This is a genomic window from Rickettsiales endosymbiont of Trichoplax sp. H2 (assembly GCF_009690945.1).
GTDB lineage: Bacteria > Pseudomonadota > Alphaproteobacteria > Rickettsiales > Midichloriaceae > Aquirickettsia > Aquirickettsia rohweri.
In genome coordinates, this window is record NZ_NPHZ01000006.1 from 16,355 (window position 1) to 32,602 (window position 16,248).

Here is a 16,248-nt window from a genome sequence, read left to right on the forward strand (position 1 = left end):
GTAGAGATATGCTAACCTCTTAATCCTATCAAATAGATAGGAGCATAATATGAGAACTGAACATAATTTACAAGTAATAAATTTAATTTCACAAAAAAACTTTAATCCAAAGCTTTTAGAAAAGTATTCTGGCTTTGGTGGAATGGGAAATGAATTAGTAGAACATAATTATTACAAAAAACTTAATGCAGTTATCTCTAAACAAGAGATAGCTGCAATTAAACCTACAGCTAAAACCGCTTATTACACTCCTGAGTTTTTAGTTAAATTCATTTATCAAGCATTAGATAAACTAGGGTTTAAAAGTGGCAATATTCTTGAGCCAGCCGCGGGCACTGGTGCTTTTGTTAAGCATATACCTCAAGCTATGAGAAAGAATAGCAATATCACAGCAATTGAATGCGAACCTTTTGCTTACCAAATACTCAAAGCCCTTCATCCTGATATAAAATCGATTAATAAAAAATTTGAAACACCACTCTTCCAAATAATTCATTTGATTTAGCAATCGGGAATCCACCTTTTTCTAATAATATGGCCATCGATTCTAACAACAAGGATTTAACAAAAACTGTTCTCACTGACTATTTTGTTGCACGTGGAGTAAGATTACTTAAAAAAGGAGGAATCTTAGCTTTTGTTGTTAACCAATATGTCCTAGATATGATAAGTGGTCATATCAGAGATGTTATTACAAAAGAAGGAGCTAGTCTTCTTGCTGCTTATCGATTGCCTGACAATATATTTACTGGTGCTAGAGTTACTACTGATGTGATTTTTCTTGTTAAAGATAACTTACCTACCAAATGGATCAATACTAAGCCTTATAAGCTTAAAAATCAAAATAAACGTATCAATGAATATTATATCAATAATCCCCAAAATATTTTAGGCTATCTTGATGTTATTAATGTAAAGGATAAGACTCATTTAATTTGTAAAGCTAATTCTAATTTAACTGATAGATTAAATAATGCTTTAAAAACTTTCCCTGCCAATCTTAATAATATCTCTATTAATCCTCTTAGTGATAATTTAGAGTTAAATACCAGAGTGAATAATTATTTAAATAATTTGATTTCTAAGTATTGGGATCATTTAATTAAAAAAATAAATCTTAAAAGAAATTTGTTTTTATTTGATAGTTTATTGTTAAAAATTAATAAACCAAAAATTACTACTCAGGAAGTTAAATCAAATTACTCTATAAATTATGAAACCTTTTTAAGTAATACTGATAACATAAATGCTAATGATATTTTAATTGAAACACCTCTTAATAAAGAAGATTATTATTTTGAGATTAATTTATTATTTAAAGATAAAATACTTTATAATGACATTATAAATATTGAATCTATTATTGAAACTTTTATAAAAAACAACGTCAAAAGTAAATTTCAATATAAGTTATTTTTTAATTATAAATAATTATTTAATTCAAACTAGAATTACTAAAAACTAAGTGAGATAATTTTATAATTATTTCACTTTTTTATTATTTTTATTTTCAATATTGAAATTAATGCTAAAATCAAATATTTAATCCAATAATTTTTGATAAAATTAAAAATCAGTTTCATAAATTATAAAATAATTACACAGATTTTTTATTAAGACTTTTTAAGTCTATTTCTTTTTCTAAAATCATATCTTTAATTTTCAACTTTTCTTTTTTTAGTTTTTCTATTTTTAAACTATCAATAACAAAATAACTTTTGTTTACTAATTCAATTAATTTTTCAAATTCAAAATGTTTATTTTGTAATGATTGAATTGAAGAGTTTAGTTTTTCAAAATTATCTTTTCTCATAAACTACCTATAAAAATTAGTTAAATTAAAAAATAATTAATTTACTTTAATTTAGGTTAGCATTAAAATATTTATAATTTTAAATCATTTGTATCTATATAATAATATTATAAATAATTTAAATCAAAAAGTTAAACGTTCATTCGCCACTGAGGCTTGATATCTAAAAATAAAATCTAAAGAACAATTAAAGAAACATAATTAAAAAAGTAAGTACAACGGCAGAGCTAAGATAAGGAGAAAATACTAAAGTATTTTCTCATCACACCTGACGCAACTTTGTTGCATAGCTTATAAAGTAGCTTTTTTACTATGTTATAGAGTGTGAGCCACTTGTAGGACAAATTTTATATTGTCATTTTTTTTGTGAACCATTTGTAGGACATGCTTTTTATACATGGTAAAAAGCCTTTTCTGATGTAGGACAATGTGAACCAAAACCTAAAATTTTAAAATAAGTTGTATATTTGTGAACCATTTGTAGGACAAATTTTGTATAGCTGATAAATTGCGCTTTTTGGTGTAGGACAATGTGAAACATAAGTCACTAAAGTTTTATTACAGCTCTTACAGGGTCGATTTTTATTGAATTATTATGTTGTTTTATTGTTTGATTATTAACCTCATTATTTACTTCAAGTTTATTTTTACTACCTACATGCTCTAGTGCAGATATACTATAGCCAGTATTATTCTTAATATTTTTAGCCAATATATTTTTATTGTCAGTTATAATTGATGCTTCATTTTTTGCTCTTGATATTGTTACATAAAACATCTGCTGATTCGTTAGATATGGATGTTTTGATTCTATTGCTCCCATTACATTTTCATGTGATACTCCTTGTGAACTGTGTACTGTTGATGCATATCCATAATCTATATGATTTATTATACTTTGATCTTTTTTAATACTCAAAACCACATTTTTATCATTTCCTGCTTTTATTATAATATTCTTATTATCTATCTCTAATATTTTTCCTTTTTCTGAATTTATTATTAGCGGATTTGTTTTTGAATTTTTTGTCCATTTTATTGTATCGCCTATTTGTAAATTTATCTTTTTTTGTTTAAAGACTTCTATTGCTTTATCTAAATTCTTAACTGTATATGTTAGGTTTAAATTTAGTTCTCTACCTTGTTTGCTTTTAAGTGTAATTATATTATTATTTTTTATTTCTTTTACTGTTAAATATTCATCCTTTTTGATGCCTAGTTTTTTATATTCATTGTTAAATAATATTACGTCATTTTTTTCATAATTAGTTGCTAAACATTTTTCTGCTTTTGTTAAACTTTTATTTTCTAATACTTTTAATTTATGTTCCTGACCTTGTAATTTATTTTCTAACTTTAAGTAATTTCTTATTTCATGATTAATACCTTCTCTAATTTTATTTGAGGGAGATACTATTAGTGTATTTTCTCTTTTTTCTTCATTTAAATTTATCCAGTGTGAAGCTGTAGTTTTTATAATACCTTCTTTTTTATCCTTTATCTTACTTGGTATTTCATAGACATTTTTGTCAATTTTTTTAAATGCCGATTCTATTAATCCATTTATTGAATCATATACAGCACTTTTAAAAGTATTATTTTTTTGCCTAATTATTTCATTCATTTCCACTGTATTCATTCCTCTTTTTTGCAATTCGGAATGAGGGTTTCCTGCCTCAGCTGATTTTGATTGTTTTCTATCACCTATTAAAACAACCTTTACAAATGTTTCATTCGCAATTTTACATATTGCTTCAATTTGATTTGTAGATGTAAGCGATGCTTCATCTACTACAAGCATTTTATTTCTAAGTTCAAATCTATACTTATGGCTATCAATGCCTGTGTGTTTATTTTCAATGAGTTTTTTATATTGATATAAGAATTTATGGATTGTCTGGGACTTAATGCCAGTTTCTTTCTCAAGAGTGTTTGCAGCAGAGGCTGTAGGCGATAATCCAATAATCTCATAACCTTTGCCATTTGCTATTTCTTTTGCTTTTTCCATCATAAAGGTTTTGCCAGTCCCTGCATAACCATTAACACCTACTATCTTATCTTTACTACAAAGTATATGCTCTACTGCTTTCCTTTGGCTTGAATTAAGTAAGGTATTTCTCAACCTATCTGCAACATAGGTTTTTTTACATATTTGATCAGAAGTTCCCTTACCCTGCTTCATTGTTTTAATTATATACTTTTCTTTTTTTATTGCTTCATTAGTTGTAAGCATACCCTCATGTTTTCCTGTAAGTAATTCACCCTCCCTTTTCATTGATTCTATTTCTTTTGCAATATCATCATAACTTAACTCCTTTGTGGAAAAACACATAGCTGCTATATATAGTTCTTTTTCACTCCAAACTGATGACCTCTCACTCAAATGCTCTATTCCATATTTAATTGCTCTCTTTGCTGATCTATTATATCTACTTACTGGCGAATCTGGGTGATTGCTAAAATGCTCTATAGTTTTTTTAATTTTATATTCAAACTTGCGACAAAATTCTTCGTATTTATCACTTAGCCTTTCTATAGTTGATTTATCATCTGAATTTTTTTCTACTGTTATATTTTCGTCGCTATATTCAGTGCTTAATCTTTGTACAGCAGTTTCTGTCTGAAATCCTAACGAATTAGATAGGCTACTCCAGATTTCTTTAAGCTCTTCTGAATCAACTGATTTTTTTGCAACCCTTGTTTTAATTGTTGCATTTGCAGCAGTAATTGCATTATGGTATTGATAATTACCCAGTGCTTCTAATATTTGAGCTCTTCTCTTACTAAATTCATTAATTAAATCTTTTGGCACACCCTTTATTTCAAATATTGAGTTCTTGCCAGTTATTTCTACTTCATAACCTAATTTACCTACTTCTTTTGCAAGAAATGATCTATATATCTGACCATAGAACATTTTATTATCGTATATTGGCTTGCTTTCAATAGACATCCATTTCTCACCATACTTACTCATGTTCATCAAAACATAATGCGTGTGCTTTTGTGGATCAAGCTCCCTTGATGTATTCTCTTCGAACATTGCAGCTACTAAATTACCAGTCTTTTCCATGGAAGTAACGCCATCTACTGTTTTCCTTGTATGTATTACGTTTTTTTCAAGAACATCTAAAGTATTTTTAACTGCTTGTGTGTGTGCCTCTGATAATCTTTTATCTCCTACAACTTCAGACATTATAGACACACTCTTTGGAGCTGAAAATGTTAAATCATATCCAGGTCTATGCTTAATTTCTCCGCCCTCATTTCTTCCTAGTCTTTGGTCATTTACATGGCCTTTTAGCAATAATTCAAAATCTCTGTCTTTAACATTCCCTTCAAGACCTAATTCCTTTGCACCAGCACCATACCACTGACTTTTATCTTCTATATTCTCTACATCTTTAGCATAGTAGTTTATTATATTTCTATAATATTCTACTGCCACTCCTGCTGATTTTATTGTGCTGATTGATAACATTTTATTTATATATTTAAAGCATATTCTCTTTTGGTACTATTTCCAATAACCTGTAGTAACTTCATATCTACTAATTTACTTATTTCCATTTGCAACGTTCTTTTTGTTAAATAAGGATATAACTTATTAAAGATTCTTATATTAACAGAATCGTATTTTATTATATTATTTATTAATCTTATTTGCCTCTCAAATAATCTATTTTTAAGTTTTAATTCCTCATATTTCTGATACTTACTAAGTGATTTCCTTAGTATATCGCTTTGCACTTCTAAGGCCTTACTAAAATATTCTAACCACGCAGTTATATCTATATCATTTTTAATCGAATGTTTTATTGCATCATAATATCCTTTTTTATTTTTGCCGTAATACTCATTTAATATCAGTAGGTTATTAAACTGATAGTTATCTCTGTATAAGCATAATTGAGCAACAATTTTTGCCAAAATCTCATTATATATTTTAAATGGCTGAATATATATAATCTGAAATTGTAGAATACCAGCTAAAATTACACTATTTACTTCTGTTGACTGCTCATCATACTGAACTAAATCATTTATCATTACATTAACTTCATCTTTGTCATCCTGGTATTTTAAGGCCATATTTGACATTATTATGTTCTCAATCTTTGATTCTCTATATTTAATTGAGTGCACTGAACAACTCTCACCTTTGTTAATAAGTTGTCTATAAATATCTCTTATTATATTTTTATTAATACTTTTATTTTTTGTAATATCGTTATTGCTCTTCAGATAATACCGCACTACCTTAAGAGCTTCTATATAATTGGCAATTATTCTTAAATCTTCATCTAAGCAATTACTATTTTGCATTGTTTCTTTAAGTTGCTTAAGGCTCATATTGCTGAACTCACTACTTGTGCTATAATAAGCTTCTTCTATAATTGCCTTTTCCTGTAGCACTGATAGTAACTCTCTTGATAATTTGATTGCATCGCAATATCCCATATTCCTTTCTATTTGTCTTAATGAGTTTACTATTTTGCTATTTAATTGAAACTTTGGTTTATATACCATAACTTTATTCTATAGTTTTATATCCCCATGATTCCATGGCTTTTTTAGCTTTTTCTTTAACTTTATTTACTTCTTCAACATCAAAATTACCTTTGGCTAATTTGTCTATTAAATAATAACTATAAGTTATCAATTGCATTGAAATGTCGGAATAATCTGTGTTTTCATTCTGATTGCATGCATCTATTAGTGCATTTCTTGCAAAGTCACTAAGTGATATTTCAAGCTTCTCTGCTTTCTTCTCTGCCATCTCTTTTTCTTCGGCCGTTAATCTAATATTAAGTCTTAAATCTTTTAACATTGCCTACCTCCTAATTAATCAAAAAATTTGTCTACGCCTTTTTTATTGTCCTTACTTTCTTGGTTACTTATAGAACTTGTTTCTTTCTGTACCTCTTGATTGTTAGATTTCATTGTTTTTTCTTCATTATTGTCTGTTTTTGGCTTCTCCTGTAATTCTTTTTTATTGTTAACAGATTTTTTACCTTTTTGATCCTCTTTAAAATTTACTGCTAGTCCCATCCTACCATCAAATATTTCCTTAACATCTTGCTTTATTTTTAATATCTTTTCATTTAATGTATCATCTTCTATAAATCCCTGACTAATAGACTTTTTCTCTATTGGCTCAACTCCTACTATTGCTGGATATTTACCAAACATCTTTATATACATTTCTCGTATTTCTAGGTATTGCATCTCTGCCGCATTAACTATAGGTACTGTCTTCTTATAAGAGGATAGATTGACTCCATCTCTCATCGAATGCGCACCATATGACATAGACTCTGAACGCTCTTCTATTTCTTGATAACCTAAATCCTTTGATATCCATTCCGCTGTTTCTGCATCATTTGTTTTGAAAAAACATCTAGTCCCAAAATTAGAACTAATTGTTTTTGATTCTTCTCTACCATATATACTTCTTATCTGTGATATATCTTGCATACAAGCTATTATACATCCATTGTACTCTCTTGCTAGAGCAACAATGTTTGCAAATGAAGGTATCCTATATAATGCCCCTAATTCGTCTAATATTATCCAAGTTCTTTTTTTTCTTTTTTCTGAGATCAATCCTTTGAGTGCCACTTCCCACCAGGCTGTTTGCAGTGGCCTTAATATTGATTCATATTCGCTATGCCCGCTTATAAATATACAACTACCTTCTTTCCTCTCTTTATACCATCTTCTTATACTAAATCCACCATCCTTTGCTGCTGTTATTAACCTCAAACCTGTTATATGCGTACTTAGATTAAATACTACACTTGCTGCTGTCTCAGGTGATGTCATATCTATAACTGAGCTTGCATATGTTCCTTGAGCTAATTCTGCTATCTTTTTTACATTTTGCTTCAAAAACATTTCTACCAATTCATGGTTTGATAGTCTATTGCCCTTTTTAAGTTGATTGTCTACTATTCCTGTAAATCCCTCTCTTGCAGCCTTGTTCCATAATTCATTTTTACCCTCACTATGTGGTATGAATGCCTCTATTAGTGCTTTGATATGACCATAATTTTCTACTTCGCTCATTAAGTTCCAACCTGGGCATCTTTTATCCAGTGGATTTAAAATTACATCTTTTTGTTTGTCATAAAATTTCTCTATGTAAGTACCTTTTAAGTCTAACACTATTGCACTTTCTCCTCTTTCCCTTATTTGATTAAGTAAATCAGTCGTTACAACTGTTTTGCCTACACCTGTACTACCCATTATTAATGTGTGCAAATTCTCTGATCCCCTAGGATAGCATATTCTATCATTTCCTATACAAAGCGGCTTCACTCCCATTAATCTCGATATCAAGCTCGGCCTTGTTTCCTTTTTAAGTTCTTTTGCTTTTATTAGCATTGCACCACGAACATGCTTACTTTTCTTAAGTAAAGCCCCTGAAATCATCATTAAAGTTATAGAGCATACTGAAATTAATATACTTGATATTATACCCCACCTAACTGCATATGTTATAATTTCCTCAATTTCACCATATACTTTTTGGATAACTTCATGCCTTGTTGCTTTATAAAAATCTTTTGGCTCATACTTCATAGGGAAGCTATATTCTCTAAGTGGTAGAATTATATAAGATTTACGATAAACATAACTCACATCGTAACCAACCACTTTTACAAAACCCCACATATATTGATAATGATATTTTTGTAAGTTATTACCTATAATTATTATCAACATCATCAACCCACCAAATATACCAGCCGCAATACTTATCTTTAGCATTTGTATTGCCATCCTTGTTTTATGGGCTATTGTCTGACCACCTCTTATAAATGAATCCAACATCTATTTATTACCTCTATTTAATCTTTTTACTTTCTTGCTGTGTGCTTTTTTATCTACTTTGGTTAGTGTTTTAATTATTTTTTTTGCAGAAACCTTTTTAGCTTTTTCATATCTCTTAGATGTTTTAGTCTTTGGCGTCTTGCCTAGGCTTTCTTTTTTCCTTTTTTTCCTATATTCCTCAGGCTCTTCAAATTCGCCTTGCCATATCCCAATATTATTATTAATTGCATATTCTTCATCTAACTCATATCTTCCCCTATATTTAGGATATGATACAGCGTATCCCTGCTTTACCATTAGCCTGTTTATTTCATCTTCACCATTATAACAAATACCTAATTTCCTTTTATACTTATCATGACCCTTAATTTTGCATTTTATTAACTTACCTTTAATCATCTTTCCTAACCTAGCCTTTGATACTCTACCACAATCCCAGCTTTTCTTATTTTCATCTTTACATTTCTGATCTAGCTCTGGTGCATCAAAGCCATAAAGCCTTATCTTTGCCACTTTATTTTTTATTGTATCGCCATCTATTACTTCAAATACCTTATTACTAATAATTTCATTATTTATTTTCTTATTTTTAGGCTCATTTGCATAACATAAAATATTAGCAAATGTAATAAATAGCCCTATTAGCCCTAATAATATTTTCATATATTTCTGGTTCATTAAATTTATTACCTCACTATAAATTATTCTGTTCTTGTTCATTGTTTTTTATAAAAATATCAGCTATCTCTGCAAATAATTCTGTAGCATATTTCATCCCTTTTGCTACAGACCATTGATTAACTGACCCTATTTGCTCTTTAATTTCTTCATCAAATATTTGTTGTATATCTTTCTCTTCTTCACCTAAAAACATATCTGTTAAGTCCGTAAATAATTTTGTGGATTCGCCTAAATTTCCTGCTATCTTTGCTTCTTGATGCATACCTCTTTTATTAAAGTCCTTTTGCATCTTATTAAATGACTCAAGTGAATCATGCGACCCTTCCGTTGCTTCTGATACTATATCCATTATATTACTGCCATAATCAGCTATTCCTGCAGTTTTCTTTAAACCTTCAGCTAATTGTGCTTTCCCTTGCTGCTCAACTTTTTCACTTAATCTTTCTAACTTTGCTGTTACAGGGTATTGACCTTTTTGATCCGTACCTTTGTTGCTATTTTCTGTATAACTCATATTAGACTCCTAATTTAAATATTATAGAAATAATTATTCTTTTTTTGTTAAGTTGATAAATTTATTAATCTCTAATTTTTTTACCTTCTTGTTCAAGGTATAGATTGTTAAATTGCATATTATTTTTTTCTCTGCTGATTTACTTTTATTTAGATATTTAACTGCATAGAATTTATCAAATATTTCATTACCTATTTTTAATTGGGGTTTATTTGATTTTTTTGTTTTATAAAATGAAGCACCTACTTTCTCTAAATCATTAAGCATTTTTTCTAACTCAGAATTCACTGGATATTTCTTATTTAAATACTTTTCTAATTCATAGGAATTCTTAAATCTTTCAAACCTAAATGGCTTTATATCTATAAAACAATCTACTATATATAATAGTACATCTATAATTACTTCAATCATTGTTTTTGTACTTAATGTTTTCCATCTTGCTTATAATTCATTATTATCATACATCATATCGCATGAATTAATTATACGCTCTATATGTACTTTATCTTGCATGGTTTTCTTTTAAATGTTTTATCATACTTGGATCATGTCTCACCATTTCAGCTATTTCCGCAATAATATCTAATTCTTGTTGTATATAGTCTACACTATACCTACCATTATAAGATGCATTGGCAAATCTAAATATCCCTACTACTAATAGTAAAACAATTAATATTATCAGAGCCACCCTTAATCTACTGAATAATTTATATAATTGGCGATTCCCAGCTTTCTGCACTACCTCTCTCTGCATCTTTCCATGATTTATCATATACCATTTGCCATGATTTGCATGATCTTTTCTGCTTATTAAGTATTCTTGTTTCTCAAGCTTAAATAGCGCAGTCCTTGTTCTTTGCATGCTCCAGTTATCAGTAAGGCTTTCTTTTATTAAAAAATGTGTCAGATGAACTTCCTCATCATCATATAAAAATTCTCCCGACTCCTGCTCAATACAATCTTTTATCCTGAAAAATAATTCTGCAGCATCTTCTCCAATTTCTTTTATCAAATATTTTTTTTGATCTTCTTTCATTATAAATTTTACTAAATCCTTTATTCTCATTCCCACCAATATTTAACTCGTTGAATGTTTTCTAAATTATTTTTATGCATAACATTTGTTTTAACACATTGGATGATTTCATCTGAGTTAAGTATATCAAACACCCTTTGTCTTTCTCTTAACGCTTCTTCTTGCGCCATCTTTGATTTGCATGCTTCAATTTGCCTTGCAAGTTTTTTACTATCCCTGTTGCGCTCACAATAAAGCTTAATATCTCTTACTTTCTTCTCAGGAACATACCACCATATAGTCCTTACAAATTCTTCGTCCGTACCAATTGCGCAATATTTATTATCTTCTTTTTGCTGCTTGGTTAATATAGAGGTATAAAATCGCTTTTTTACAGCTTCTTCACCACATCTTCTTTGATGCTCTTTCCAATTTTTCTTTAATCTCTTTGTTTCGGTAGCTACTATTTTAGTGCATGTGTCATGCTTATTAAAGCACACTTTTGTGTAGTCTTTATTGCTTCTATAATCAATTAAATCATCAGGTAGTATTGTAGATGAGTGATTTTCTCCTTTATGATATATTGAAAAGCTCCTGTAATTCCATACAACATTATCTTTATTAGGCGTTGGATATTTATTTTTTAACTCCTCTCTAAGTGTAATTGGTATATAGGGATATTTTAATTTTATATTTTTTTTACTTAGACATTTTTCTGTTTCTGGTTCATATTCCAAATAACCATTTTTTTTATTATAAGCTTTAACAAGTTCTTTAAAATCTATATCCTTAGCTACCCCAAAGTACTTTTGCAACATAGCTGCCTCAACTATATAAGGAGGTTTATTACCCAAGCGGCTGGCAAACAAGTATCCATAATCATATTTAACAAGAAGAGGTATGGCTTTATCAGCCACCATCAAACATTGTCTTAAAAATTTATCTTTATGTGCATTTTTTGCAATATTATTTAAAATATCTTCTAATTTTTCTTGCCTGCTTTTACTTCTTACTCTTTTGATATAATCTTTTTTATGGCTTAACTCACTTTGCTGCATCTGAGTTAGTGATGTAAGTGATTCTAGGAGTTTAACCTCTTGCTCATATTTCTTTGCCATTGATATTTGTGCATCAATATTTACTTTATGGGATTTCACATCCATTTTAATCATATTTCCGCAAGAACCCATTTCTCTTAAAAAATAATGATCATTTTTCATATCTTTCTCTAATCCAATATCTATTACTTTTGAAAGCTCTAAATTATTTTCAAATTGGTATTTTATTGCCTCTATTCTTTGTAACTCTCTTTTTGTTTCTTCTTCTATTTCAAAGTCTCCACGAATATTTCTGGCTTTAAAAAACTCTTCTGTACTGGTCTCTAAATTATTTTTTTCTCTGATCAATGGTTCTCTCATCTTATTAAATTCTTCTTCCTTTTTATCCATCTCATAACTTAATACCTTCTTTTTCTCTCTTACTTCTTGTTTTTTCTGCTCATACATCTGCATTACATTTTCCTTGTGATTATAAATAAAGCCATTTGTATAAAGAAAAATAACAATTAGGGGCAAACCGATAAAAATTGCCAGAAATCCAAAGTATAATACTGGATTAGCATAATTCTCAGGTAAAAGCAGGCCAAATATCTGTCTAAAGCTATTTATTCTATTTTCTTCTTTCTTCATTTTTTCTCACCCTTATTATATTCATCTATATCTTCTAGGCTTAATTCGTCATCATTTGATAATGAACTTGGAGTGTAATTACTTTGTTTATTATCTCCAGCTGAAGGATTTTTACTTATCCCTTGAAGTACTAAATCATCTTTAGCAATATCAGATATTGTTGATTTATTGCTTATACCACTACTTGGCTCTTGGCTTATAGATTGCTGTATCTCATTTGGTTTAACTGTATCAGCATTACCTTGTTGATTTAGATCATGATCTTGATTCTGCTGGGTCGCTGAAGGATTTGTACTGCTACTGATTTCTGATGACTTAATTATTTCATTTGAAGTGTTTTGTGAATCTTTTGTCTCTGGCACTGTATCACTTTCTATATTCATACTCCTACTCTCTTCATTTGTCTTTTGCTCATCTGGTAATACTATCTCTTTTGCCTTAACAGTATAATTGCTGCTTAGCTGGCTTGTTACTTGATTTACTTTCTGCTCAGCGCCCTCTGGCTTTGCGTTATCGCTTACTACTTTAGATTTAGGATTTTGACCTAAATTTACTCCCTTAGCATCCTGAATGTTTTGCTGTTCATTTTGATTAACCACTTGGTTATTTATTTTTGGATCAATATTTATATCACTGCTTTTATACTTGCCTGGGAAATTATCATGTGCCATCCTGTTATTTGCCCTTCCAATATTACTCTTGTCACTAGCTTCATTATGCTCTTGATTCATAGTATCTAAATTACTTGTAATACCAGTAACTCCTTTGTTGATATTGCCTGATCTTTCTTCATCCTTCTTAATGGATTGATCTATTAGATTGACAGTTGTCTCCTTACCAGATTCATCTGTTACCTTAACATTTTGATATTTCTTTTTAGCGTCTTTTTCATTCTCACTTATAGTAACACCTTTGTTCTGAGCATTAGTTACACTTTGCTCGCTCTCATCTTTATATATATTCTCTGGGGTTAGTGTTATAACTTTTGTATCACTTCCCCCAGTTTCGTTAGGCACTTTAACTGTCTTTTTATCAAATATATTTTGATCCTGATTTTTATTATCATCTCTAAAGTTATCCCATTGATTTTTATTGCTTGTATCAACAGGAAGTCCTGTATTAGCACTAGCGTTGCTCGATGTTTTATTTAACGTATCGTCATTAAATACATTGCCCTGATTGTTTATTGCACCTTGAGAATTTACTCCACTTAATAGTTCACCAACAACTTCATTTTGTACTTTTTTTACTGCAGTGATATATCCAGGACTCCCTGTTGACATCATATACCTTATATGAGAATGACTTGGAAAATCCCTACCTGATCCTATACCACCTTCTCCACCTGACACCTTTGTATTAGCCAGCTTGTTGTAAACTCTTTGAGTTAAATCTTCATTTGTTACAAATGATCCACTCTCAAATAAATTTTGTGCCTGCTGATATCTGCTAAGTGATTGCTGTGATCTTGATAAACTATCTTTTGCCGTTGTCATATTTTGATGAGAAGAACTTACATCTTTGGCAAGATTTAAACCCTCTCCACCTGCTTCACTATATACTGAATCCGCTGTATTTTTAAATAATTTATGTAAACTCTCTGTATATCCATGCTCATCAGCATATTTTTTTACCTTTTGTTGCATTTCTTGTGTACCTGCACTTGATGAGAAATTTATCCCACCTATTCCTGGCATACCTAACGAAAGCGCAAATCCTGACGCATCTTGCTCTGATAATCCAAACTCTTTCATTATGCCCTTCATAAAATTTACTGAACCCTGTAATGCCTTCCCTGAATCAGTTGTTGTACTCATACCCCAGCTATCATTCCTTCCTAGGTTTTTATACGCTGATTCTAGAAACTTCGTTCCTTTACCGACCAACGATGATTCTGCCTGACTATATTCATGCGCAAAAGTATCACTCTTACTTTTTTCTGCTGATATATTTGCATTTAACTGAGAGCCTATGGCATTACTACTGCTTATACTTTTCTCAAATGTCGATGCCGTCCTTCCTTTACCACCTATAAATCCTGTACCACCATCTGTATTTACAAATGATATTGTTCCGTCTGGATTCTCTATCTCCGTTCTTCCTGCCATATGCCTAAAGTCTTCATTTGACTGCCATCTTGTCGAATTACTTAAACTAGATGTATCGTAATTAAGTGCCCCTATACTCATTGATCCTGATGTGCTCTCAGCTGCTGCTTGTCCTGCTGATGATGATAATCCACCAGTCATCCCTGTTGCCGCATGCATTAAACTTGCAGCACCACCTCTCATAAGGGTTAACAACCCGTATGCCAAAAATGGTACACTTAATGAAAAATACCCTGCTGTTGCAGCTATATCTGCATGAAAGCTTCCGATCCCTACAAATGAATTAATATTAAAGCCACCAGTACCTGCAAGTATAGCATCAGTTCTATAATCACTATATACTGTAATTGCACAATTTAGTAATGCATATAATGGCTGCCATAACTCTAGCCATAGAATTAATGATAAATAATTTAATACTATCATTACCCCATTCGGCAGTATGGCCAGTATCCCTATAAATAATATCGATCCATATATAAGTATTTCAAATATAACTTTTGCCGTCACTAACATAGTTGCTACATTTTCACCTATTGCATTATACCAATTCCTTTGCTGTAACATCGCTTTTGCGCTAGCATAGTTTTGTGGCGACCCCATCGCTTCTGCTGCTGATTTAGTTGCATCATTTATCGCATGTATCATCATCGCTTGCCTTAACACTTCTGTTGCATTCTCCTTTATCGGTATAAAGTTATCTCCTGCTTTTGACACCATTGTTGCACTAAATACCTTCATAAAAAAATCTTCTGCTTTTAATCTCTGACTACTATCTTTATCACTTATTTCTACAAAATTATTTAACCCCATTCCCTTAGCTATTTTAATAGCCACATTCTTTACATTACCTGATCCAAAATATGTTTCAAAATCTTTCATAATTAATGGACCAGCATCCTTACATGATTTATACTCTACATCTTTAGGTGGTGTACCCTTTTCCCTAATCTCAAATGGCCTATAATATATACCAAATATTGGATGACCATCTGTAAATACTAAATCAAATATATTATCACTAGTTCTAATATCTTCATATGTGTATTTTGTTCCAATTGCTGCATCCATAACCACACAATTATTAATATATGATTCCACATTTTGATATAAGTCTGCATTGCTGATCTTCATATTACTAATTTGTGCGACCGCCTTTGATCCAAATGCCATACCTGAGTTTCTATATTTCCTCGTAGAATCTAAATCTGTCATATTATTCTCGATTAACTTCGTTACCCCATATCCAATGCTATTTATCCTGCTGCCAAAATATCCTACTAATAACGGTACATTATCAACATCATGCGTCATCCCATTTACTGGATCTGTAACCTTAACCCTCACCGTTGATGCCCATAATATTGATGTAACCACCCATACCCACATTAAATGCTTAAATAATATTGCACCACTACTTTTACTAAATGCTATAAATATAACCCATAAACCAGCATACAAACTAGCTATATACAATATCGCTTTAAATGTCTCATCTTTGTTTGTCATCGCAATGGCATCAAATATTTTTACCATTGCAGGCCCACCACCATGTGTTATTATTTCATATATCTCATTCATGATTA

General features: G+C 30.2%; 13 protein-coding genes. 2 read left to right on the forward strand and 11 right to left on the reverse strand.

The genetic code is table 11. From position 1 onward, the window contains the following. Positions 1–49 precede the first annotated feature (49 nt). Positions 50–505, forward strand: a complete 456-nt coding sequence (locus h2es_RS06145) for a class I SAM-dependent methyltransferase (protein ID WP_154512354.1) — start codon at positions 50–52, stop codon at positions 503–505. A gap of 29 nt (positions 506–534) precedes the next feature. Further along, positions 535–1,431 (forward strand): DNA methyltransferase family protein, encoded by an 897-nt coding sequence (locus tag h2es_RS06150; RefSeq protein WP_154512356.1) that lies wholly within the window; start codon positions 535–537, stop codon positions 1,429–1,431. A gap of 166 nt (positions 1,432–1,597) precedes the next feature. Here h2es_RS06150 and h2es_RS06155 read toward each other — a convergent pair whose 3' ends face one another. The 11 genes from h2es_RS06155 to h2es_RS06205 all read right to left on the reverse strand — a co-directional run bounded on the left by h2es_RS06155 (position 1,598) and on the right by h2es_RS06205 (position 16,243). Continuing rightward, positions 1,598–1,813, reverse strand: a complete 216-nt coding sequence (locus h2es_RS06155; RefSeq protein ID WP_154512358.1) for a DUF465 domain-containing protein — start codon at positions 1,811–1,813, stop codon at positions 1,598–1,600. Between the two features lie 547 nt (positions 1,814–2,360). Continuing rightward, entirely contained in the window at positions 2,361–5,294 is a 2,934-nt protein-coding gene (mobF, locus tag h2es_RS06160; RefSeq protein ID WP_154512360.1) for a MobF family relaxase, read from the reverse strand. Positions 5,295–5,299: 5 nt separating this feature from the next. Next, positions 5,300–6,343, reverse strand: a complete 1,044-nt coding sequence (locus h2es_RS06165) for a Fic family protein (protein WP_154512362.1) — start codon at positions 6,341–6,343, stop codon at positions 5,300–5,302. A 4-nt stretch (positions 6,344–6,347) separates the two neighbouring features. Then, positions 6,348–6,644: a plasmid mobilization protein gene (locus tag h2es_RS06170; RefSeq protein WP_154512364.1), complete on the reverse strand. Its 297-nt coding sequence runs from the start codon at positions 6,642–6,644 to the stop codon at positions 6,348–6,350. 14 nt (positions 6,645–6,658) lie between these two features. Next, the gene (locus tag h2es_RS06175) at positions 6,659–8,650 is read right to left on the reverse strand and encodes a type IV secretion system DNA-binding domain-containing protein (RefSeq protein ID WP_154512366.1); all 1,992 of its coding nucleotides are present in this window, start codon (positions 8,648–8,650) and stop codon (positions 6,659–6,661) included. Further along, positions 8,651–9,328: a thermonuclease family protein gene (locus tag h2es_RS06180; RefSeq protein ID WP_195909989.1), complete on the reverse strand. Its 678-nt coding sequence runs from the start codon at positions 9,326–9,328 to the stop codon at positions 8,651–8,653. A gap of 16 nt (positions 9,329–9,344) precedes the next feature. Next, positions 9,345–9,845, reverse strand: a complete 501-nt coding sequence (locus h2es_RS06185; protein WP_154512370.1) for a hypothetical protein — start codon at positions 9,843–9,845, stop codon at positions 9,345–9,347. Between the two features lie 33 nt (positions 9,846–9,878). After that, positions 9,879–10,259 carry a hypothetical protein gene (locus h2es_RS06190; RefSeq protein WP_154512372.1) on the reverse strand — a complete coding sequence of 127 codons (381 nt, stop codon included), beginning with the start codon at positions 10,257–10,259 and terminating at the stop codon, positions 9,879–9,881. Between the two features lie 91 nt (positions 10,260–10,350). Next, positions 10,351–10,917: a hypothetical protein gene (locus h2es_RS06195; RefSeq protein WP_154512374.1), complete on the reverse strand. Its 567-nt coding sequence runs from the start codon at positions 10,915–10,917 to the stop codon at positions 10,351–10,353. Then, a complete protein-coding gene (locus tag h2es_RS06200; protein ID WP_154512376.1) occupies positions 10,914–12,554 on the reverse strand; it encodes a hypothetical protein in 1,641 nt (546 codons plus the stop codon). The genes h2es_RS06195 and h2es_RS06200 overlap by 4 nt, the downstream gene beginning before the upstream one ends. Continuing rightward, complete coding sequence (locus h2es_RS06205) at positions 12,551–16,243, reverse strand: conjugal transfer protein TraG N-terminal domain-containing protein (protein WP_154512378.1); 3,693 nt, start codon at positions 16,241–16,243, stop codon at positions 12,551–12,553. Before h2es_RS06205 ends, h2es_RS06200 begins: the two co-directional genes overlap by 4 nt. Between the last annotated feature and the right edge of the window lie 5 nt (positions 16,244–16,248).

Coding starts and splice junctions, on each gene's coding strand:
- h2es_RS06145 (WP_154512354.1), top strand. CDS start 50: ATGAGAACTGAACATAATTTACAAGTAATAAATTTAATTTCACAAAAA.
- h2es_RS06150 (WP_154512356.1), top strand. CDS start 535: ATGGCCATCGATTCTAACAACAAGGATTTAACAAAAACTGTTCTCACT.
- h2es_RS06155 (WP_154512358.1), bottom strand. CDS start 1,813: ATGAGAAAAGATAATTTTGAAAAACTAAACTCTTCAATTCAATCATTA.
- mobF (WP_154512360.1), bottom strand. CDS start 5,294: ATGTTATCAATCAGCACAATAAAATCAGCAGGAGTGGCAGTAGAATAT.
- h2es_RS06165 (WP_154512362.1), bottom strand. CDS start 6,343: ATGGTATATAAACCAAAGTTTCAATTAAATAGCAAAATAGTAAACTCA.
- h2es_RS06170 (WP_154512364.1), bottom strand. CDS start 6,644: ATGTTAAAAGATTTAAGACTTAATATTAGATTAACGGCCGAAGAAAAA.
- h2es_RS06175 (WP_154512366.1), bottom strand. CDS start 8,650: ATGTTGGATTCATTTATAAGAGGTGGTCAGACAATAGCCCATAAAACA.
- h2es_RS06180 (WP_195909989.1), bottom strand. CDS start 9,328: ATGAACCAGAAATATATGAAAATATTATTAGGGCTAATAGGGCTATTT.
- h2es_RS06185 (WP_154512370.1), bottom strand. CDS start 9,845: ATGAGTTATACAGAAAATAGCAACAAAGGTACGGATCAAAAAGGTCAA.
- h2es_RS06190 (WP_154512372.1), bottom strand. CDS start 10,259: ATGATTGAAGTAATTATAGATGTACTATTATATATAGTAGATTGTTTT.
- h2es_RS06195 (WP_154512374.1), bottom strand. CDS start 10,917: ATGAGAATAAAGGATTTAGTAAAATTTATAATGAAAGAAGATCAAAAA.
- h2es_RS06200 (WP_154512376.1), bottom strand. CDS start 12,554: ATGAAGAAAGAAGAAAATAGAATAAATAGCTTTAGACAGATATTTGGC.
- h2es_RS06205 (WP_154512378.1), bottom strand. CDS start 16,243: ATGAATGAGATATATGAAATAATAACACATGGTGGTGGGCCTGCAATG.